The organism is uncultured Marinococcus sp. (assembly GCF_947493875.1).
In the GTDB taxonomy this organism is placed as follows: Bacteria; Bacillota; Bacilli; order Bacillales; family Marinococcaceae; genus Marinococcus.
In genome coordinates this window covers 108699-129628 of sequence record NZ_CANLSU010000007.1, presented here as the reverse complement: position 1 = coordinate 129628, position 20930 = coordinate 108699, and the positions used below count along the sequence as shown (strand labels likewise).

At 50.6% G+C, this 20930-nt stretch carries 18 protein-coding genes and 2 riboswitches; of the genes, 17 read left to right on the top strand and 1 reads right to left on the bottom strand.

All coding sequences use genetic code 11. The features are described from left to right. Positions 1–52: 52 nt before the first annotated feature. From Q0757_RS14065 to Q0757_RS14040, 6 genes are all read left to right on the top strand, one after another. The gene (locus Q0757_RS14065; protein ID WP_298788481.1) at positions 53–1012 is read left to right on the top strand and encodes a MoxR family ATPase; all 960 of its coding nucleotides are present in this window, start codon (positions 53–55) and stop codon (positions 1010–1012) included. Further along, positions 1009–2193, top strand: coding sequence for a DUF58 domain-containing protein (locus Q0757_RS14060; protein WP_298788420.1), 1185 nt, complete (start codon positions 1009–1011; stop codon positions 2191–2193). The genes Q0757_RS14065 and Q0757_RS14060 overlap by 4 nt, the downstream gene beginning before the upstream one ends. 15 nt (positions 2194–2208) lie before the next feature. Further along, positions 2209–4362 carry a transglutaminaseTgpA domain-containing protein gene (locus Q0757_RS14055; protein ID WP_298788418.1) on the top strand — a complete coding sequence of 718 codons (2154 nt, stop codon included), beginning with the start codon at positions 2209–2211 and terminating at the stop codon, positions 4360–4362. Positions 4363–4393: 31 nt separating this feature from the next. Beyond that, positions 4394–4494: riboswitch (purine riboswitch) on the top strand. A 212-nt stretch (positions 4495–4706) separates the two neighbouring features. Continuing rightward, positions 4707–6251, top strand: a complete 1545-nt coding sequence (guaA, locus tag Q0757_RS14050) for a glutamine-hydrolyzing GMP synthase (RefSeq protein ID WP_298788416.1) — start codon at positions 4707–4709, stop codon at positions 6249–6251. 88 nt (positions 6252–6339) lie between these two features. Then, positions 6340–7653: an NCS2 family permease gene (locus Q0757_RS14045; RefSeq protein ID WP_298788414.1), complete on the top strand. Its 1314-nt coding sequence runs from the start codon at positions 6340–6342 to the stop codon at positions 7651–7653. A 109-nt stretch (positions 7654–7762) separates the two neighbouring features. Next, positions 7763–8758, top strand: coding sequence for an acryloyl-CoA reductase (locus Q0757_RS14040; RefSeq protein ID WP_298788412.1), 996 nt, complete (start codon positions 7763–7765; stop codon positions 8756–8758). 6 nt (positions 8759–8764) lie between these two features. Here Q0757_RS14040 and Q0757_RS14035 read toward each other — a convergent pair whose 3' ends face one another. Then, the gene (locus Q0757_RS14035; RefSeq protein ID WP_298788411.1) at positions 8765–9361 is read right to left on the bottom strand and encodes a DNA-3-methyladenine glycosylase; all 597 of its coding nucleotides are present in this window, start codon (positions 9359–9361) and stop codon (positions 8765–8767) included. 162 nt (positions 9362–9523) lie between these two features. Between Q0757_RS14035 and Q0757_RS14030 the strand changes: the two genes are divergently transcribed. The 11 genes from Q0757_RS14030 (at position 9524) to purF (ending at position 20925) form a co-directional block, all read left to right on the top strand. Then, complete coding sequence (locus Q0757_RS14030; RefSeq protein ID WP_298788410.1) at positions 9524–10411, top strand: nuclease-related domain-containing protein; 888 nt, start codon at positions 9524–9526, stop codon at positions 10409–10411. A gap of 301 nt (positions 10412–10712) precedes the next feature. Further along, a complete protein-coding gene (locus Q0757_RS14025; RefSeq protein WP_298788408.1) occupies positions 10713–12020 on the top strand; it encodes a Zn-dependent hydrolase in 1308 nt (435 codons plus the stop codon). 104 nt (positions 12021–12124) lie between these two features. Continuing rightward, positions 12125–12325, top strand: a complete 201-nt coding sequence (locus tag Q0757_RS14020; RefSeq protein ID WP_298788406.1) for an NETI motif-containing protein — start codon at positions 12125–12127, stop codon at positions 12323–12325. A gap of 91 nt (positions 12326–12416) precedes the next feature. Further along, positions 12417–12518: riboswitch (purine riboswitch) on the top strand. Between the two features lie 175 nt (positions 12519–12693). Further along, positions 12694–13188 (top strand): 5-(carboxyamino)imidazole ribonucleotide mutase, encoded by a 495-nt coding sequence (purE, locus tag Q0757_RS14015; protein WP_298788479.1) that lies wholly within the window; start codon positions 12694–12696, stop codon positions 13186–13188. Continuing rightward, positions 13176–14315: a 5-(carboxyamino)imidazole ribonucleotide synthase gene (gene purK / locus Q0757_RS14010; RefSeq protein ID WP_298788404.1), complete on the top strand. Its 1140-nt coding sequence runs from the start codon at positions 13176–13178 to the stop codon at positions 14313–14315. Before purE ends, purK begins: the two co-directional genes overlap by 13 nt. A gap of 32 nt (positions 14316–14347) precedes the next feature. After that, positions 14348–15643 (top strand): adenylosuccinate lyase, encoded by a 1296-nt coding sequence (gene purB / locus Q0757_RS14005; protein WP_298788402.1) that lies wholly within the window; start codon positions 14348–14350, stop codon positions 15641–15643. 29 nt (positions 15644–15672) lie between these two features. Then, positions 15673–16392, top strand: coding sequence for a phosphoribosylaminoimidazolesuccinocarboxamide synthase (gene purC / locus Q0757_RS14000; RefSeq protein WP_298788400.1), 720 nt, complete (start codon positions 15673–15675; stop codon positions 16390–16392). After that, positions 16385–16633 carry a phosphoribosylformylglycinamidine synthase subunit PurS gene (purS, locus tag Q0757_RS13995; protein WP_022793713.1) on the top strand — a complete coding sequence of 83 codons (249 nt, stop codon included), beginning with the start codon at positions 16385–16387 and terminating at the stop codon, positions 16631–16633. The genes purC and purS overlap by 8 nt, the downstream gene beginning before the upstream one ends. Further along, positions 16633–17316, top strand: coding sequence for a phosphoribosylformylglycinamidine synthase subunit PurQ (purQ, locus tag Q0757_RS13990; RefSeq protein WP_298788396.1), 684 nt, complete (start codon positions 16633–16635; stop codon positions 17314–17316). The genes purS and purQ overlap by 1 nt, the downstream gene beginning before the upstream one ends. After that, positions 17300–19528: a phosphoribosylformylglycinamidine synthase subunit PurL gene (gene purL, locus Q0757_RS13985; protein ID WP_298788394.1), complete on the top strand. Its 2229-nt coding sequence runs from the start codon at positions 17300–17302 to the stop codon at positions 19526–19528. The genes purQ and purL overlap by 17 nt, the downstream gene beginning before the upstream one ends. Further along, a complete protein-coding gene (purF, locus tag Q0757_RS13980; protein WP_298788392.1) occupies positions 19504–20925 on the top strand; it encodes an amidophosphoribosyltransferase in 1422 nt (473 codons plus the stop codon). Before purL ends, purF begins: the two co-directional genes overlap by 25 nt. Positions 20926–20930: the final 5 nt, after the last annotated feature.

Here is a 20930-nt window from a genome sequence, read left to right as displayed (position 1 = left end):
TTAATATGATTTACAGAGCGAGAGCATATACAGTAGGGGGAGAAAGATATTGGTGAACGAACGTGAAGCGTTGCAGCGTGTCATCGAAAACGTGCAGCAGGTCGTGGTCGGAAAAAAAGCTGAAATTGAATTAAGCCTGACAGCGCTTCTGGCCCGCGGGCATATCCTGCTTGAAGATGTGCCCGGGGTGGGAAAAACGATGATGGTGCGGGCAATTGCCAAATCGATTGGCGCGAGTTTTAAACGAATACAATTCACGCCGGATCTTCTCCCATCAGATGTAACAGGTGTGTCTATATATAATCAGCGGACGATGGAGTTTGAATTCCGGCCCGGCCCGTTAATGGGAAACGTTCTGCTCGCAGACGAGATTAATCGTACTTCCCCGAAAACGCAGTCAGCCCTTCTCGAAGCGCTGGAGGAAAAAAGTGTTACAGTGGACGGCGAAACGAGAAACCTCGAACGTTTATTTTTTGTGATGGCCACACAGAATCCGGTAGAGTACGGGGGAACGTATCCTCTGCCGGAAGCACAGCTCGATCGCTTCCTGTTTAAGCTCCGGCTCGGCTATCCTACAGAAGAGCAGGAAATAGAAGTGCTCGAGCGTGTGGAATTCACGCATCCGATTGATGATCTTTCATCCGTAATGAGTCTCGCAGACGTCCTGAGGGCTCAGGAGCTCGTGAAAAACGTGCACGTGGACCATTCAGTGAAGCAGTACATTGTTTCCATTGTGCGGGAGAGCAGAAATCACCGCGATATTTATCTTGGCGTAAGTCCAAGGGGATCGATTGCGCTGATGAAGGTATCGCAGGCATATGCTTTTGTGAGAGGAAGAGACTACGTAACCCCGGATGATGTGAAGTACCTTGCGCCGTTCGTTATGGGGCACCGCCTTATTCTGCAGACAGACCAGCAGATGGCGGATAAAGACGGAGAGACCGTGGTGCGGGACATCTTATCGAGCGTCCGTGTACCGGCCTCGGACAGTGATTCGGCGGTACGCCCATGAGTCGGTTTTTAAAAATCGGAAGAAAAGTAATGCAGCTGGCAGCTGTTCTGGCTGCATTAGCTGTATTATTTATTTACGCTATGTTTCAAGGGGGGTTTGTCAGCTGGTTTTTGTTTTACAGTGTGACGACCCTCGCGGTTATACAATTATTATTACTAGTCTATCCGCTTCGTTCTTTAAAGGCTGAACGCAGACTGAGTGCTGATATGCTTTCCTTTAACGGTCATGCTGAAGCTGTAGTCACATTAAAAAAAAGAATTCCGCTTCCACTGATGTACGTAAAGATCCGGGATCATCAGCCTTACGGGCTCAGGGATTGGGAAACGTCGGCAGAAGCGTTGATTTTCCCTTTTTTTCAGAGGGAGGCGTCCTATTCCTACAGCCTTAGGGGCAGAAGACGGGGAAAGCATACCATTGGTTATCTCCGCGTCCGTGCCGGCGATCTGTTTGGCTTTGTGGAAAAAGATTACGATATTTTGATTTCTTCTACGGTGGTAGTACTTCCAAGAATGAGAAAGTTAGCGAACTGGAATACGGCGGCAGACAACTCCTCGGAGGCAGTCTCACTGTCGCAGCGGATACAAAATGAATCTGTTAATGTCGCAGGGGTGAGGGATTATACCCCCGGGGACCGGATGGCAAATATTGACTGGAAGGTGACGGCCCGGGCTGGAAAGCTTGTGACAAAAGAATTTGAAGCTGAAAAGGGAGAAGGCTATTTTTTGCTGCTTGAAACCGCAGCTGATATAGCACCCGAATCATTTGAAACCGCAGTGGAATTTGCTGCTTCTTTAACGGAGTATGCCTATCAGATGAAAATGCCTATTGGTTACGGAGTCACTGCTTCCGGGCAGCCTCTGCAGCATTCCGGAACCTCCAAAGAGCATTTTCAGCGTATTTATCAGGGTCTGGCGTATGTGGAATTGAATACAGATACGGAGGCTTCGCCGTTTTTACGTCAGGCCCCGGGGCCCGAAGCACTGATTTATGTGACTCCGGTGCTTCCGGATATTAGAATTAAAGAATTAAAGCAATGGGCCGGACAGAAACGCTCTGTTATTGTGGCTCTGCTTCCTGATGAGAGTGGGTTGTCCCACCATAAGGGTGTAGAAGCGCTGCGGCATACCAATATTCATATATACTATGTGCAGCCGGGCGAGGCCGGTTTTGAAGTGTTATAGAGGAGGCATAATTATTTGATTAAACCGGAGCATACCTGGAAAAAATTGATTGTTTATATTCTTGGTTATTTGCTGCTGGCAGAATGGCTGCTGCCCCTGCCGGCAGCTACCGGGACAGGATCAGTGACCGTATTTATGGCTGTCTCTGCCGCCTTTTTTATCGTCATTTATCTGCGGCCGCCCTGGTGGGCGATAATCGGCAGTGTACTGCTGACTATACTAATAGGTATAAATATTGTATTTTATGAGGAATCGCTGCTGCAGCTGAATTGGCTGATTACTCTGGGGGCGGAAGTGCAGACGAATGTTGGTTATATAATCAGCGGCCAGTGGTACGCTCTGACAGATATGTTCCGCAGTGTGTTATTTATGCTTCTGCTTGCTATTATGAGCTATTTGATTTATTTCTGGGTGGTACAGTCCCGCCGGATTTTATTTTTCCTGACATTTACGGTTATTTATATTGGCGTAATGGATACTTTTTTCGAATACGATGGAATGTTTGCGATTATCCGTACGTTTGTTATAGGATTTTTGCTTTTAGGACTGCTTCAGTGGGAACGTATTGTATCGCAGGCGGAGGACAGGCAGGCTCAGAGGAAGATTTTTATACGGTGGACGCTGATCATGGCTGCTTTTTTAATTACCGCCGGAGGCGTTGGAGTGCTTGCCCCCAAAAGTGAACCACGGTGGCCTGATCCCGTTCCATTTTTAACGTGGGGAGAGAGCAGCACCGGGAGCAGTCAGGGTGTGCAGAAGATTGGCTATGACAATACTGATGAACGCCTTGGCGGAGGATTTCAAATGAGTGATATGCCGGTATTTACTGCATCAGGCGATATTAACGGCTACTGGCGGGGCGAGGCTAAAAATGTATACACCGGTCTTGGGTGGGAAATAGACGCCCCTGATGAGACGTCTTCTGAAGCCGGCTTATACAATGAAAATATCGAAACAGAAGAACAGGAAGTAAACATTGAAATGGCAGAAACCCAGGAGTTTGATTTTGCCTTTTATCCAGGTTCGTTTCTTTCTATTGAAGAAGACATAGAAACATCAGTGGACGCCTGGACCACCCAGGTGGAGTTTGAGGCTGGCGGAGAGTCGGCGTCGTTAACTAATTACACGGTGGCGTATGAAACAGCAGATTTTCCCGTAGAGCAGATGAGTGCTGTTACTGATAATTCAGAGGATCCGGAGGAGATCACGGAATACTTCACACAGCTTCCCGACGACCTTCCGGGAGAAATTCAGGAGCTTGCCGAAGAGCTTACAGCAGATGACGATAACCGCTATGCAAAAGCCAGAGCCGTGGAAAGGTATTTGCGCGGTCCGAATTTCTCCTATCAGACGACCAACATTCCGGCTCCGTCGGAGGGCGGAGATTATGTCAGCCAGTTTCTGTTTGAATCACGAACAGGCTACTGTGATAATTATTCGACTTCAATGGCGGTGCTGCTCCGCACGCTTGATATACCGACGCGCTGGGTCAAAGGATTCACGGAAGGCGACCAGGCGCCGGGGAATGAAAATCAGGTGGAAGTCACAAATGAAAATGCGCATTCCTGGGTGGAGGTTTATTTTCCCGAAGTAGGCTGGGTGCCGTTTGAACCGACGAAGGGTTTTTCTTCAGAGTTTAATTACACGTATGAAAATAATGAAGCCTCAGAAGAAGCACCCGAAATTGAAGAAGAGGAAACGGAGGAAGAGGAGGCCGCCCCTGAAGAAGAGGAAGCGGCTCCTGAAACTGGGGAAGAGGGCGAACAAGAACAGGAGGATTCCTCTGGCAGCGCCGGCATTGACTGGAGGCTTCCGCTGTGGCCTTTTTTTGCAGCGGTAGTTATCCTCCCAGCAGCCGGATGGCTTTTCCGGAGGAAGCTGCTGGCCAGCTATCTTCTTTTCAAATACCGGCACATGCATTCTGATGAAGAGTTTCAAAATGCTTACCAGGCGCTGCTGCGGCTGCTGCAGACAGCACGTGTAAAACGGAACGCCGGGGAAACGCTGCGGGAATTTGCCGTGCGGGTGAATGACATCTACGGAAGCGGTGAGATGGAGCATCTGACAGAGAAATATGAACGTCTGTATTACGGACGTAAGACCGGGAACGAAGCCGGGCCGGAGGCAGTTGCGGCATGGAAACAGCTGGTAAAGAAAGTCCGTTCTTGACCGGCACTGAGCCGGCTGTTAGAATTTACTCTATGTTTACAGGTGAATACCTCGTATAGTTCGGGATCAGGCCCGAATGTCTCTACCCGGCCGCCGGAAAATGGCTGGACTACGAGGGCAGCGAAGGGCACACGCCAGCAGAAGCGCCGCCGTGTGTCTCCAGTCAAAGCTGCTTTCGTATACTTTACGAAGGCAGCTTTTTTGGTCTGCAGAAGGCCCGCTTCTGCAGGAGTATTTTACGTGCGGATGAGCTGGCAATCAAAGCAGGCTGTTGCCCGGAAGCAGGCATTCCTTTAAAGTGAACCTTGAACGTACATATTTGAAAACAGTTAGGGGTAGAAGCGATGAGCGTAGGAAATATCAGTGAAACGATTATTGTTCTGGACTTTGGCGGCCAGTATAATCAATTGATTACACGCAGGATCAGAGATCTCGGTGTTTTTAGCGAGCTCCATCCGAACACGATCAGTGCTGAAAAAATTAAAGAATTGAACCCAGCGGGGATTATTTTTTCCGGTGGGCCGAACAGTGCGTATGTCGAAGGCGCACTTACCTGCGATCCAGCTATTTTTGACCTGGATATTCCGATTTTGGGAATCTGCTATGGAATGCAGCTGATGACACTGCATTACGGCGGAAAAGTGGAAAAAGCCCAGCATCGGGAGTATGGAAAAGCCGATATTCATGTACAGGCGAATCCGGTATTGTTTGAAGGACTGCCGAAAACCCAGAGCGTCTGGATGAGTCATGGCGACTTAATTGTCGAGCCGCCGGAAGGTTTTACGGTCGACGCAACCAGCCCATCATGCCCGGTAGCTTCGATGAGCGCTCCGGAGAAGAAAATGTACGGCGTTCAGTTCCATCCCGAAGTACGCCACACCCAGTTTGGCGATGACATGCTGAAGAACTTTGCTTACCGTGTCTGCGGATGCTCGAATGAATGGACGATGGCCAATTTTATCGATGAGCAGGTGGCAATTATCCGGGAGCAGGTGGGCAGCCGTAACGTACTGTGTGCATTGAGCGGCGGAGTGGACAGCTCGGTGGCTGCAGCGCTCGTTCACAAAGCGATCGGGGATCAGCTTACATGCATGTTTATTGATCACGGCCTGCTGCGTAAAGAGGAGGCGACAGGCGTCATGGAGTCGCTCGGACGCGGGTTTCAGATGAATATTGTGAAAATAGACGCAGCCAAACGTTTCCTCGATCAGCTCGATGGAGTGAGCGATCCGGAACAAAAACGGAAAATTATCGGAAATGAATTTATATACGTGTTTGAAGAAGAGGCAGGAAAGCTTGAAAACGTGGATTTTCTTGTTCAGGGCACGCTGTATACAGACGTCATTGAAAGTGGTACGGATACAGCACAGACGATAAAGTCCCACCACAATGTCGGCGGGCTGCCGGAGGACATGAAATTTGATCTGATTGAGCCTTTGAATACGCTGTTTAAAGACGAAGTCCGCAAGCTCGGAACGGAGCTCGGGGTGCCGGATGAAATCGTATGGCGTCAGCCGTTTCCGGGACCGGGACTGGGTATTCGTGTGCTCGGGGAGATTACGGAGCAGAAGCTCGAAATTGTCCGGGAATCAGATTACATTTTACGCGAAGAAATCAAAAATGCCGGTCTTGATCGTGAAATCTGGCAGTACTTCACGGCGCTTCCGGATATGAGAAGCGTGGGCGTAATGGGAGACAGCCGGACATACGATTATACAGTCGGAATCCGCGCGGTTACTTCGATTGACGGAATGACTTCGGACTGGGCCCGTATTCCATATGACGTTCTCGAAAAAATTTCCACCAGAATCGTTAATGAAGTGCAGCACGTTAACCGTGTAGTGTATGACGTTACATCCAAGCCGCCTTCGACCATTGAATGGGAGTAGGGGCTTGCGCGGTAAGTGCTTAGTAAGTATATAATACAATCAGAGAGAGTTTTGCCTGGGGAGAGGAAAGAGAGGAAGAGATAAGAGGATGGATCGTTTTTTTGAATTTAAAAAGAATGAAACGAACTACAAGAAAGAATCGTTAGCCGGTTTAACGACTTTCCTTGCGATGGCGTATATTTTATTCGTCAACCCCAGTATTTTAGCCGAAGCCGGAATGAATGAGTCCGCCGTGTTTGTAGCGACAGCCCTGGCAGCAGCTATTGGGACACTGATTATGGGGCTGCTTGCCAGGTATCCGATAGCTCTGGCACCGGGGATGGGGCTTAATGCCTTTTTTACATATTCCGTTGTGCTGACAATGGGGATCCCCTGGGAGCTTGCGTTGTTTGGGGTATTCTGCTCCGGGATGATCTTTATCGGTTTAACGACATTTGGTATTAGAGAAAAAATTATTAACGCGATTCCGGAGGAGCTGAAATACGCTGTTTCTGCCGGTATTGGACTGTTTATTGCCTTTGTCGGGCTGCAGGGAGCGCAGATTGTAGTGGCTGATGAGTCTACTCTCGTCACGCTTGGTACACTCACCTCCGGGCCGGCTGCTCTTGCGGCATTTGGGCTGCTTGTTACCGTCATACTGATGACGCTTGGCATCCGGGGAGGTATTTTTTACGGAATGGTGATTACAGCTCTGGCTGGCATATTGGTGGGGCAGATTCAGCCACCGGGCCAGATTGTCTCCGGGGTGCCTAGTATCGCCCCGACATTTGGTGCTGCTTTCACCTCTCTTGCGGACTTTTCGTGGGATTCAAGCTTTGTTATTGGATTTATCGTAGTAGTGCTTACATTTTTGTTTGTAGACTTTTTTGATACAGCCGGAACTTTGTTTGCAGTAGCCAACCAGGCCGGCTTTGTAAAAGACAACAAACTTCCGCGTGCCGGGCGTGCTTTGGTGGCGGATTCATCGGCCACCGTGATCGGCTCAATTCTGGGAACCTCGACAACGACAGCATATATTGAATCTTCAGCCGGCGTAGCTGTCGGAGGGCGTACCGGGTTTGCATCGATTATTACGGCGCTGTTGTTTCTTGCCGCTTTGTTTTTCTCGCCGCTTCTCGGCGTGGTAACAAGCGCTGTAACAGCTCCGGCTCTAATTATTGTAGGGGCATTGATGGTATCGTCGCTGCGCTTAATTGAGTGGCAGCGTCTCGAAATTGCGGTGCCGGCCTTTTTAACGATTGTATCAATGCCGCTCACCTACAGTATCGCGACCGGTATTGCGATGGGTTTTATCTTCTATCCGATCACGATGGTGCTCACTGGAAGAGGAAAGCAGCTGAACCCGATTATGTACGCGTTGTTTTTTGTGTTTATCATCTTTTTCTTATTTTTAACACCGTAGCATCCCACACGTGCTTCCTAAAGGAGGCGCGTGTTTTTTGTTTTTGCTCTGCATGGAATAAAGCTTTTTGGGGAATAGTTTAGAGGATTATTTTATGGAGGTGGAAAGCATGAGCACATTTAAAGCGCTGGTCGTGGATAAAAACGATCAGGGAGAAGTTACAAAAGAAGTACGTACACTGGAAGAAAACGATCTGCCTGAAGGCGACGTCACCATCGATGTACACTATTCAAGCATCAACTTTAAAGACGGGATGGCAGCGGCACCTGGAAGCCAGATTGCCCAGGGCTACCCACTGATTCCAGGCATTGATCTCGCCGGCGTTGTCGCCTCATCCAGTGATTCGAGGTATCGGGAGGGCGACGAAGTGCTCGTTACAGGCTATGAGCTCGGAGTGGCCCATCACGGCGGCTATGCGGAAAAAGCAAGAGTGCCTGCTGACTGGGTAGTGAAGCTGCCGAAGGGGATGACTCCAAGAGAAGCTATGATTTTTGGCACTGCCGGGTTTACAGCAGGATTATCGGTAGTGCGCCTGGAGGAGGAAGGAGTCACGCCGGAACAGGGCGAAGTCGTTGTAACCGGTGCTACTGGCGGTGTTGGAAGCATGGCTGTAGCGATGCTCCACTCCCTCGGGTATGACGTGGCAGCCGTTACCGGGAACAGTGAAGCCCATGATTACCTCCGAAATATTGGCGCAGGACGTATCCTGTCCCGCGAGGACGTGAATCCGGATAAACGTAAACCACTTGGTAAGGCGATGTGGGCCGGGGCTGTGGACCCAGTTGGGGGAGAAACGCTTGCCTACCTGCTGAGTACGATGAAATATCACGGTACCGCAGCTGTCAGTGGACTTACCGGAGGGACAGACGTTCCTACCACGGTCCTCCCGTTTATTTTAAGAGGTGTCAATCTGGCTGGAATTGATTCTGTTTATTGTCCGGTGGAAAAAAGACAATATGTGTGGAACCGGCTCGCAGATGACCTGAAAATTCAATCACTGCTTGATACGATTGCAAGCGAGACCACGCTGGATGATTTGGCGGAGGATCTTGACGCTATTTTGGAAAACCGTATCCAGGGCCGCCGGATCGTTGCTCTGAAATAACGGGGCTCAGGCCCTCCATTTGGAAACGTAGGGATTGCCGGCTTCAAAGAACCGCCAAGGGTAATGGCGTGCCTCGCCGCTTCCGGAAATACCGACGCGCGGACCGCTTTCAACCGCAGGTTCGTAATCCTTAGGTGACAGATACAGCGGCGGACGGTCAAGCTCATGGCCGTAGTAGCTCATATCAATGCCAAGCGCTTTCGTTAACTTGCCGGGACCGTTTGTCTGCTGAATGCCGCGGACACGGTGCCGGCGTTTTTGAATAAGCTCAAGGCCTGCAGCCGGCTCGACAGCGCGGATGAGGACAGCTTCGGGAGACTCCTCCACCCCGCTTACAATATTTAGAAGCGCATGGGTGTGCATCGTATACATATACACGTGCCCCGGAGGGAAAAACATTACATCCGTCCGCTTTGTTCTGCGGTAATTGTAGCTGTGGGCAGCGCGGTCCACGGGTCCTATATAGGCTTCCGTTTCAACGATCCTGCCAGCTGCAGGGCCCTCCGGTGTTTCATGCACGAGTACACAGCCGATCAGTGCCCGGGACAGCTCGAGCGTCGGTTTTTCATAAAAGTCCTTTGGAACCACAGGATAAAGTGTCATAGGGAAGAATCCTTTCTTTTGGTGTATACGAAAAGGAATATATTGATTATGATAGAAATATGATGTATATAATTTTACATAGCGAATAAGAAGCGATTTTTAGTGTACCAAATCCCGGGTCATAGTAAAAATATTAAGGCAGGAGATGGAAGAGGTGCTTATATGGGTATAGCGGTTACAGTTATTATAGCTTTAATCATCATTGGGGCGGTCATTTTAATTCAGCGGGACCAGTATTTAAAAAAAGTCCGGCAGTATGATAGAAAAATGGAAGAAGAAATTGAAGGAAAAAGCTCGCAGTACCGCGAGGACATCCAGGCGATACGCGGCAAGTATGAGGAAGAAAAAGGGAAACTGACGGATTACATTTATCATTTGGAAAAAATTTCACGGGAACCGGAAGAAATGAAAACACATGAGCTGCTTAGAAGCATTAAAAATGATCTTGTCGAAGCAAATCAGATTGCCGTGGACGAAATGTTGATTTCCGGACACGTTTACGTGCCGTTGGACGAACGAACGGAGCTGTCGACCCGCCAGGTGGACCACGTTGTTTTGACGACCCGGGGGCTGTATGTGCTTGAGACGCAGAAATGGAAAGGCCATATTATCCACGGGGTCAGTAAGCACAATGCCGGAACGCTTGATTTTGTGCTTGATACGCTGTACCCGGACGTCGAGGAAGATGTGGAAACGACGATGGTGTTTCAAAACACAAGCCGGGGGCATGTCCGGTCAGGAACATTTGAAGTGCACGACAGCCCGATTGAGCATGCCAAAGCAACGGCTTCGATCACAGAGGATTTCCTGCGCAGGGAAAAGCACAACCCGGGGGAAGTTACGCCAATTATTTTCTTCGGCCATTCGAACACGCAGGAGGACCGGTTTGTGCAGGATGTGTCGGTAGATGCCTATACTCATCGTTTTACGACAGAAGCAGCACTACGGGCCTTCTTTCACGAGCAGTTTTCCCAAAACGCGCCCCTGTACTCCCAGGAGCAGCTGTATCAAATGGAGCGCTCTATCATTACGACCAATTATGTTTCATAGACTTTTATGCAGAAGCCGCCCTGGAAATCATCAGGGCGGTTTTTTGCGTCAAAATGCTGGCAAATATCTTTTCCCTGTTTTTTTAGAAGCCAAAATTTCTGTTTTTAAACAGGAGTATTTATTCTTGTATTAAGCTACTTTTGATACGGTTAAATAGTATATAATGGAAACAGATGATTTTTTGGCAAATTTCACTGTATTAATGATGAAGGCCGGAGGTTTTTATCGTGGACCTGATGCAATGAAGTGTAACGTTTTTGCCGGTGTGTTAGTGTGAAAGAAGAGAAGGAGTGATGATGCTTTGGGTAACGAGGGATTCAGCAGGGAGCGCCTGCTCCAGACGATTGAGGAAAGCAGGGGCTTTCCGTCAATCGATCCCGAGGTGCTGGCCAGCCGTCTGGAAGAATTGGCAGCCATCGGCCGCACAGAAGAAGGCGGTGTTACGCGCTACGTCTATACAGAAGAAGAACAGCAGGCAAAAAATCTTTTTCGTTCCTGGATGAAGGAAGCGGGACTGAGTGTCAGGGAAGATGGTGTGGGAAACATTTATGGCCTGTGGGAGTCTGGCCAGGCCGGCGCACCGATTATCCTTACCGGCTCACATCTGGATACTGTGAAAAACGGCGGTGCTTTTGATGGGGCTCTCGGCTGCATATCGAGCCTGATGGCTGTAGAAGCATTGAAGGCAGAAGGTGCCATGCTGGATTGTTCTGTAGAGATTGCCGTTTTTGTAGATGAAGAAGGAGCCCGTTTCGGGAGTGGGCTCCTCGGGAGTCGTGCGGCCGTCGGCGATATCTCGAAGGATGCTTTCTTTCAAATGCGGGATGACGAGGGAGTGACGGCGGCGGAGGCAATGAAGCTGATGGACTATTCGCCGAATAAGCTCGAAAATAATATTTATCCGCGTGAACGGCTGCGGGCATATCTGGAGCTGCATGTGGAGCAGGGAAAGCAGCTAGAACAGCAGGAGGCAAGTATCGGCGTTGTAGAAGGAATCGCCGGCCCTTCATGGCTTGACGTGCATTTTCTTGGAGAAACAGACCATGCCGGGAACACACCGATGAACATCAGAAAAGACGCAGCCGCTGCAGCAGCAGAATTTATTCTGTATTTGGAGCAGCTTCCGGCTATGCACAGTGACACTGCAGTAGCTACCGTAGGAAGGCTTTCTCTCGAGCCGAACGGTTCAAACGTAATTGCTGGAGAGGCCCGGCTGACAGCCGATATCCGGGACCTTGATGAGGAGGTCCGGGACCAGATGATCAGTCTGGCACGAAGCGAAGCGGAGAAAATAGCCGATCGCCGGGAGCTTACTGTTTCTCATGAAGTGGCCTTCAGAGTAAAACCAGTACCGGCCCCTGAATGGATCCGGCGTTCGATTTGGGATGCCTCCCGAAGCATTGGCTTAACGGCAGAATCTCTCGTATCGGGCGCGAGCCATGACGCCATGATGTTCGGAGCCTACGTGCCATTTGGCCTGCTGTTTGTCCCGAGCTTCGAAGGGAAAAGTCACACGCCGGAAGAATTTACTGAATTAAAAGACTGTGTAAACGGTGTTGCTGTCTTAAAAGAGACTATACGAACGATAGGCACAGAAAAAGGACGATAAATAAACGAATGAAGCGGGAAATGAAATTCTGCTTCGTTCGTTTTTTTTAGAAAGAACCTGTTATAATAGATGCAGAAGTGAAGAAATAAGGAGCAGCGAAAAGAATGGCTAAAAAGAAAAATAAACAGACATTTTACGTGCAGGAAGAAGAAACGGTGGAGGAGTGTCTCTCCCGGATTGCTGCAGAGGGCTTTATGCCGGTACGCAGAATGGAAAAGCCCGTATTTGAAGAGCAGACCATTAACGGAGAAAGACAGTATGTGCCGGTGAAACAGGAAATCAGTTTTGAAGCAAAAAAGAAATAAACGAACATTTAAGCTATGGTCATTCCAATTGTTCGAATTTTGATTGACAGATAATATCACAGCTTGTTAAGCTAAAACACGTAAGCAAGAAAAGCAGAACGATGACAATCCTCATATACTTTCGGGAATAAGGCTCGAGCGTCTCTACCCGGCAACCGTAAATTGCTGGACTATGAGGAGAATGATCAAACGAAGCCTTTGTCTGAAATAGTGGAAGCTTCGGCTTGAAATTTTCTTCTATAGTAGAGCGTATACGTTCACGAGACCTTCCCCGGAGTGCGGAAGACTATCCTTTTTTAGGGATGGATCTGGCACCGGGGCTTCTTTATGTCAAAAAGTATGCGTGGAAAAGCAAAGGAGTGGCGCAATTGGAACCGCAGGTAGGAGTAATAATGGGCAGTACGTCCGACTGGGAAACGATGCAGAAGGCATGCGTGGTGCTCGACGAACTCGGGGTGCCGTTTGAAAAGAACATCGTATCCGCCCACCGGACACCGGATTACATGTTTGAATACGCGGCAGAGGCAAGAGGGCGCGGAATAAAAGTAATTATTGCCGGTGCGGGCGGGGCAGCTCATCTGCCTGGGATGGTAGCAGCAAAAACAACCCTGCCGGTCATCGGAGTGCCGGTGCAGTCCAAGGCTTTAAGCGGATGGGACTCGCTTTTATCCATCGCCCAGATGCCCGGCGGCGTGCCGGTGGCGACCGTGGCAATTGGAACATCCGGGGCGACCAATGCCGGACTGCTGGCCGCTCAGATGATTTCAGCCTTTGATGAAAAGCTGGCAGATAAGCTTCAGCAGCGTAGAGAAAAAATGCGTGAACAGGTCATGCAGTCAGGAGATGAATTATGGGGCGAGTAATGAAACCGGGACAGACGATCGGAATACTTGGAGGCGGACAGCTCGGACGAATGATGGCGTTTGCGGCCAAGCCAATGGGCTACCGGGTGGCCGTGCTTGAACCAAAAACAGACTCGCCTGCCGGGCAGGTGGCTGATATTGAAATTGAAGCTTCCTATGATGACCGTGACGGGGCAGACAGCATGGCAGAAGTGTGTGATGTATTAACGTATGAATTTGAAAATATTGACGCAGAGACAGCGAGGCATCTGGAAAATACCCTTTATCTTCCGCAGGGAAGCCAGCTGCTGTATACGGCGCAGCACCGTCTTCGTGAAAAGCAGGCAATTGAAGCAGCAGATATTAAAGTAGCTCCGTATCACCAGGTGACCTCCCGCGAAGAGCTTTCGGCAGCGGTAGAGCAGATTGGTGTGCCCAGCGTATTAAAAACATGCCGCGGCGGCTACGACGGGAAGGGCCAGGTAGTGTTAAAGGCAGAGGAGGATGCAGAAGCAGCGTTTGAAGCCCTCGGGGGAAGCGACGGCAAAGAGCTCGTACTCGAAGCGTGGATCCCGTTCCAAAAAGAAATTTCCTGCATTGTTACCCGGAGCGTGCACGGGGAAACCGGCGTGTTTCCGGTCGGAGAAAATATCCATGTTAATAACGTTCTGCACCAGACTATTGTCCCGGCAAGAATTTCGCGTTTTGTAAATGAAGAAGCGATCCGTATCGCCCACCGGCTTGCCGAACATGTTGATCTAGTCGGCACCCTTGCGGTGGAAATGTTTGTTACAGACGATGACACGGTGTATGTAAACGAAGTGGCGCCAAGGCCGCACAATTCAGGCCACTATACGATTGAAGCATGTGAAACCTCCCAGTTTGAACAGCACATCCGCGCTGTCTGCGGTCTTCCGCTCGGGCCTGCCGGACTGAAGCAGCCGGTGGTCATGACCAACATTCTCGGGGAACACGTCGAAGCGGTAACGGCGCATATGGAAGAGTGGAGCAAGGATCATGTGCATCTGTACGGCAAGGATGAAGCCAAGCCCGGCCGGAAAATGGGGCACTGGACGGTGCTGCGGGAGGATCTTCAGGATGCGCTTGAGCGGTCCTCAGATGTATGGAAGCAGTACATAGAGAAATAACTAATTAAAGAGAAGAGTGGAGGAACCTGATTATGATCGATCGTTACACGCGCCCGGAAATGGGTGCCATCTGGACCGAAGAGAACCGCTTCAACGCCTGGCTGGAGGTCGAAATCTGTGCCTGTGAAGCCTGGTCGGAGCTTGGGGACATTCCAAAGGAAGATGTGAAAAAAATAAGGGATAATGCTTCCTTTAATATCGAACGGATCCAGGAGATTGAAGAGGAAACACGCCATGACGTTGTGGCGTTTACACGGGCGGTGTCGGAGACGCTCGGCGATGAGCGCAAATGGGTGCATTACGGCCTGACCTCCACTGATGTTGTAGATACGGCGCTCTCTTATCTGATTAAGCAGGCCAATGAGATTTTACGGGCGGACCTGGAGCGTTTTCTCGAAATTTTAAAAAACAAGGCAAAGGAGCATAAGCATACGATTATGATGGGGCGCACCCACGGCGTGCACGCGGAGCCCACTACCTTCGGGATTAAACTCGCTCTCTGGTATCAGGAAATGAAGCGCAATATCGAACGCTTTGACGCCGCAGCCGAGGGCATCCGCGTCGGGAAGCTGTCGGGAGCGGTTGGGACGTTTGCCAACATTCCGCCGGCTATTGAAGAATCGGTCTGCCGGAAGCTTGGCCTTCAGGCAGCGCCGGTATCGACGCAGACGCTGCAGCGGGACCGTCATGCTGATTACATGAGCACCCTCGCGTTAATTGCTACGTCGATTGAAAAGATGGCTGTTGAAATCCGCAGCCTGCAAAAAAGCGAAACCCGGGAAGTGGAAGAGTTTTTCGCCAAGGGACAGAAGGGTTCCTCAGCGATGCCACACAAACGCAATCCGATCGGATCGGAGAATATGACCGGCCTGGCCCGGGTGATCCGCGGCCATATGCTGACTGCTTATGAAAATGTTCCGCTCTGGCATGAACGCGATATTTCGCATTCCTCAGCTGAACGAATTATTATTCCAGACGCGACGACGGCGCTCAATTACATGCTGAACCGCTTTGGCAATATCGTGAAAAACCTGACCGTATTTGAAGACAATATGAAAGCAAACATGGACAAAACGCTCGGTCTTGTCTTCTCCCAGCGTGTGCTGCTTACGCTGATCAACAAAGGCATGGTACGTGAGGAAGCGTACGACACAGTCCAGCCTAAGGCAATGGAGGCATGGGAAAAAGGCATCCCGTTCCGGGAGCTTGTAGAAAGTGAACCGGCCATTACAAATGTTTTAAGCAGTGAAGAAATCGAGGATTGCTTTGATCACCGTCATCACATGAAGGAAGTCGATACGATCTTCGCCCGTGCCGGCATCGAATAATAAGGGATAGTCCAAAGGAGGAGCCTGCGATGGAAAAACGCGCTCTATTGTATGAAGGAAAGGCCAAAAAGCTGTATGAAACAGACGTGGAAAACACGCTCTGGGTAGAGTACAAAGACGATGCCACCGCTTTTAACGGAGAGAAAAAGGAAGTGCTGGTCGGCAAAGGCAAGCTGAATAACGAAATTTCCTCCCTGCTGTTTCAAAAGCTGCACGAGGAAGGTATAAACAACCATTTCGTGGACCGGCTCTCCGAAACCGAGCAGGCGGTCAAAAAAACAACCATCATTCCACTTGAGGTCGTTGTGCGCAATATTGTTGCCGGCAGCCTCCACCGCCGCACCGGCATTGAGGAAGGCATTGAAACGGATCAGCCGGTGGTGGAATTCTACTACAAGGACGACGAGCTTGGGGACCCTTTAATTAACGATGACCATATCCGCCTGCTGCAGGCGGCCTCCCCGTCGCAGGTGAAGGATATGAAGCAGATGGCCGAACACGTGAATGAAACGCTTAAAAAGCATTTTTCCGACCACGGACTGCTTTTGGTGGACTTTAAAATTGAATTTGGAACGACAGAGGACGGAAAGCTGCTGCTGTCTGACGAAATTTCTCCGGATACGTGCCGGCTGTGGGATAAAGAAACCCGGCAGAAATTTGACAAAGATCTGTTCCGTTACGGGATTGGTTCTCTTCAGGAAGGCTATACCGAAATATTACAGCGATTAGGAGGGGCTGCACATGGTTAACGTTCAAGTGTATGTGACATTGAAAGAAGGAGTGCTTGATCCGCAGGGAAGTACGATTGAAAACGCCCTGCAGACAATGGGGTACCATGAGGTGGCATCTGTCCAGACCGGCAAGTATATTGAGCTTGAAGTAGAGGAAGGAAACAACCTTGAAGCGCGGATTGAGGAAATGTGTGAAAAGCTCCTATCCAACCCGGTGATTGAAGATTATACGTACACGATCGGAAAGGGCGTGTCCTGATGAAATTCGCGGTTATCGTGTTTCCAGGATCCAACTGTGATGACGACATGTACTATGCAATCCAGGAGGGTCTCGGAGAGCCGGTGGATAAAGTCTGGTACACGGAAGAAAGTGTCGCGGATTATGACGGTATTCTTCTGCCCGGCGGTTTTTCCTACGGAGACTATCTTCGTTCCGGTGCGATTGCCCGTTTTGCCCCGGTTATGGCAAGCGTCGTGGAGCAGGCGGAAAAAGGCAAGCCGGTGCTCGGCGTCTGTAATGGCTTCCAGGTGCTTCTCGAAGCCGGACTGCTGCCCGGAGCCATGCAGCGGAACCGGTCGCTGAAGTTTATCTGCCGGCCGGCACGTCTCATGGTGGCAAATCATGAAACCGGCTTTACCTCCGAATACGCCGAAGGTGAACGAATAACGATCCCGGTGGCCCACGGCGAAGGAAACTATTACTGCGACGACGAGACCCTGAGAGACCTGCAGACAAACAATCAGATTGTGTTCACATACGAAGACAATTTTAACGGCTCCAAAGAAGCGATTGCCGGCATTATAAACAAGCAGGGTAACGTGATGGGCATGATGCCGCATCCGGAACGAGCAACTGACCAGATTCTTGGCAGTGATGACGGATTGAAAATCTTTCAGTCAATATTGAAGCAATGGAGGAAATCCCATGTCCTTACTACTTGAGCCTTCTGCAGAACAGATTGAACAGGAAAAAATTTATCAGGAAATGGGCGTAAAAGACGAAGAATTCGAAATGATTAAAAAAATTCTCGGGCGCCTGCCAAATTATACAGAAATCGGCCTGTTTTCAGTCATGTGGTCGGAGCACTGCAGCTATAAGCATTCCAAAGCCCAGCTGAAAAAGTTTCCGACAGAGGGCGAGCGTGTGCTGCAGGGACCTGGCGAAGGCGCCGGCATCATCGACATTGGTGATGAGCAGGCGGTTGTATTTAAAATGGAAAGCCATAACCATCCGTCAGCGATCGAGCCCTATCAGGGGGCGGCTACCGGCGTCGGAGGCATTCTCCGGGACGTGTTCTCAATGGGTGCCCGGCCGGTCGCCATTATGAATTCGCTTCGTTTCGGGGAGCTGGTCAAGCCACGGGTGAAATATTTATTTGAAGAGGTTGTGGCAGGCATTGCCGGATACGGTAACTGCATCGGTGTGCCGACGGTTGGAGGCGAGGTGCAGTTTGACCCGAGCTATGAGGGCAATCCGCTTGTGAACGCCATGTGTGTTGGGCTGATTGACCATAAGGATATTCAGAAGGGGATTGCCAGCGGCGCCGGAAATACGGTTATTTACGTCGGGGCAAGCACCGGTAAAGACGGTATCCACGGAGCTACTTTTGCTTCGGAAGAAATCAGCGACGAATCAGAAAGCAAGCGTCCTTCCGTGCAGGTGGGTGATCCATTTATGGAAAAGCTGCTGCTCGAAGCATGTCTGGAGCTCGTGAAATGTGAATCGCTCGTCGGGATTCAGGACATGGGAGCTGCAGGGCTGACTTCTTCTTCAGCAGAAATGGCCAGCAAGGCGGGATCGGGCATCGAGATGAACCTTGATACGGTACCGCAGCGCGAGCTCAACATGAGCCCGTATGAAATGATGCTTTCCGAGTCCCAGGAGCGGATGCTTCTGGTGGTCAAACAGGGCGAAGAAAAAGAGATTCACGATATCTGCAGCCATTGGGAGCTTCACTCGGCGGAAATCGGCCGCGTTATCGATGATCAGCGTCTTGTACTCTGGCACAGCGGGGAAAAAGTTGCGGACGTGCCTGTAGACGCGCTGGCCGAAGACGCACCGGTCTACTATCCCGAGTCCCGGGAGCCGGAAGCGTTCCGCAAACGCCAGGAGCAGAAGGCGTGGCGGCCGGAGGTGAGTGATGCGAAAGAAACGCTCACGGATCTGTTAAAGCAGCCGACGGTTGCCAGCAAGGAATGGGTGTACGACCAGTACGATTACATGGTGCGCACCAATACAGCCGTCATGCCAGGCTCCGATGCAGCGGTGCTCCGGGTACGCGGCAAGGACAAAGCACTTGCGATGACAACCGACTGCAACGCGCGCTATCTCGGGCTTGATCCGGAGCAGGGCGGAAAAATTGTTATCGCAGAAGCGTCCCGGAATATTATATGCTCGGGCGGGCTGCCACTTGGGCTGACCGACTGCCTGAACTATGGCAATCCGGAAAAACCGGAAATTTACTGGCAGTTTGAAAAGTCGATTGACGGCATGACAGAAGCATGCAAAACCCTTGAAACACCGGTTATCGGCGGCAATGTATCGCTTTACAATGAAACGCAGAACGGCGCGATCTACCCGACGCCGGTCGTCGGCATGGTCGGGCTGATTAAAGAGCTTGCCCATATTACAACTCAGGAGTTTAAGCAGGCAGGGGACGCTGTATATATTATCGGTGAAGCGGGCGAAGACTTTGGCGGCAGCGAGATTCAGGAGATGCAGACCGGCTCGATTGACGGACGGGCGCCGGAGCTTGATCTTGACACTGAGTACCGGAGGCAGCGGGATGTGCTGAAGGCGATTCAGGCAGGGCTGGTGCAGTCGGCGCATGACGTATCCGAAGGCGGTCTTGCTGTGGCAATTGCAGAAAGCACGTTTGGCACCGGACTCGGAGTGGAAGTGGTGATCGCCGGAGATACTGTCGATGAATTGTTTGCTGAAACGCAGTCGCGCTACGTGATTTCGGTAACACCGGAAAACCGGAAAGCCTTCGAACAGACAGTACCAGATGCCAGATACGCCGGCAGAGTGACAGAAGAGGCAGCATTGCACTTACTCAAAGAATCGGAAGAGACGATTCTTCAAGCTTCTGCCAAGGAGTTGGAGAACGCCTGGAAAGGAGCTATTCCATGCTTGGTGAAATCAAAGGCTTAAACGAAGAATGTGGCGTGTTTGCTGTCTGGAACCATGAGGAGGCAGCACAGCTGACCTATTACGGGCTGCACAGCCTGCAGCACCGCGGGCAGGAGGGGGCAGGCATCGTCGTCAGCGACGGCGATAAACTGTCGAGCCACAAAGGACTCGGTCTTATTACGGAAGCCTTTAAAGAAGGAGACCTCGAACAGCTGCAGGGAAACTCAGCCGTCGGTCACGTACGCTACGCTACGGCAGGCGGCGGCGGTCTGGTGAACTGTCAGCCACTGCTTTTTCAGTCGCAGACAACTGGTCTTGCTGTTGCGCATAATGGAAATCTTGTCAATGCCAACCACGTAAAAGAGGAGCTCGAAAGAAAGGGAAGCATTTTCCAGTCCACCTCGGACACTGAAGTGCTCGCCCATTTAATCAAAAGAAGCGATGAAACCCGGTTTGAAGACCAGCTGAAGGATGCCCTGTCCTATATTGAAGGAGCATACGCCTTTGCAGTAATGACCGAGGACAAGCTGCTTTGCGCTATGGATCCAAACGGTCTGCGTCCGCTTGCGATCGGGAAAATCGGGGACACGTATGTGGTTGCTTCCGAGACGTGTGCGTTTGATGTGATCGGCGCTGAGTACGTCCGGGACATGCAGCCCGGAGAAATTATCAGCATTGATGACTCGGGCATGCACTCGGAATTGTTTTCAACTGCCACATCCCGGGCAATATGCAGTCTGGAATACGTCTATTTTGCCCGCCCGGATTCCAATGTGGACAATATTAACGTGCATACGGCGAGAAAAAATCTCGGCAAGGAAATGGCCAAGGAAGCTCCGGTGGAAGCAGATGTCGTGACCGGGGTGCCGGACTCTTCCATTTCTGCTGCTATCGGCTATGCCGAAGCTACGGGTACACCGTATGAACTCGGACTGATTAAAAACCGGTATGTCGGCCGGACCTTTATCCAGCCGTCACAGGCGCTCCGGGAGCAGGGTGTGAAAATGAAGCTGTCCGCGGTTCGCGGGGTCGTGGAAGGCAAAAGAGTCGTGATGGTGGATGATTCAATTGTCCGCGGCACGACAAGCAAGCGGATCGTCCGCATGCTCAAGGAAGCGGGAGCAACAGAAGTGCACGTGCGCATTACGTCACCGCCGATTACGCACCCATGCTTCTACGGAATAGATACGTCAACGAAGGCAGAATTGATTGCCTCAAATTATACCGTCGATGAAATGCGCGATCTGATGGGGGCGGATTCACTGTCGTTTATCAGCATTGAAGGCCTGCAGAACGGCATCGGCCGGGATAAAAGCGAGCCGAACTGCGGCCAGTGTCTCGCGTGCTTTACCGGCAAATACCCTACAGAAATTTACGATGATACGCTCCATCCGCACGATAAAATTATGAATGGTTAACAAAG

Excerpts from the sequence above, each read along its gene's own strand:
- Q0757_RS14060 (WP_298788420.1), top strand. The coding sequence starts at position 1,009 with ATGAGTCGGTTTTTAAAAATCGGAAGAAAAGTAATGCAGCTGGCAGCT.
- guaA (WP_298788416.1), top strand. The coding sequence starts at position 4,707 with ATGAGCGTAGGAAATATCAGTGAAACGATTATTGTTCTGGACTTTGGC.
- Q0757_RS14045 (WP_298788414.1), top strand. The coding sequence starts at position 6,340 with ATGGATCGTTTTTTTGAATTTAAAAAGAATGAAACGAACTACAAGAAA.
- Q0757_RS14040 (WP_298788412.1), top strand. The coding sequence starts at position 7,763 with ATGAGCACATTTAAAGCGCTGGTCGTGGATAAAAACGATCAGGGAGAA.
- Q0757_RS14035 (WP_298788411.1), bottom strand. The coding sequence starts at position 9,361 with ATGACACTTTATCCTGTGGTTCCAAAGGACTTTTATGAAAAACCGACG.
- Q0757_RS14030 (WP_298788410.1), top strand. The coding sequence starts at position 9,524 with ATGGGTATAGCGGTTACAGTTATTATAGCTTTAATCATCATTGGGGCG.
- Q0757_RS14020 (WP_298788406.1), top strand. The coding sequence starts at position 12,125 with ATGGCTAAAAAGAAAAATAAACAGACATTTTACGTGCAGGAAGAAGAA.
- purK (WP_298788404.1), top strand. The coding sequence starts at position 13,176 with ATGGGGCGAGTAATGAAACCGGGACAGACGATCGGAATACTTGGAGGC.
- purB (WP_298788402.1), top strand. The coding sequence starts at position 14,348 with ATGATCGATCGTTACACGCGCCCGGAAATGGGTGCCATCTGGACCGAA.
- purC (WP_298788400.1), top strand. The coding sequence starts at position 15,673 with ATGGAAAAACGCGCTCTATTGTATGAAGGAAAGGCCAAAAAGCTGTAT.
- purS (WP_022793713.1), top strand. The coding sequence starts at position 16,385 with ATGGTTAACGTTCAAGTGTATGTGACATTGAAAGAAGGAGTGCTTGAT.
- purQ (WP_298788396.1), top strand. The coding sequence starts at position 16,633 with ATGAAATTCGCGGTTATCGTGTTTCCAGGATCCAACTGTGATGACGAC.
- purL (WP_298788394.1), top strand. The coding sequence starts at position 17,300 with ATGTCCTTACTACTTGAGCCTTCTGCAGAACAGATTGAACAGGAAAAA.
- purF (WP_298788392.1), top strand. The coding sequence starts at position 19,504 with ATGCTTGGTGAAATCAAAGGCTTAAACGAAGAATGTGGCGTGTTTGCT.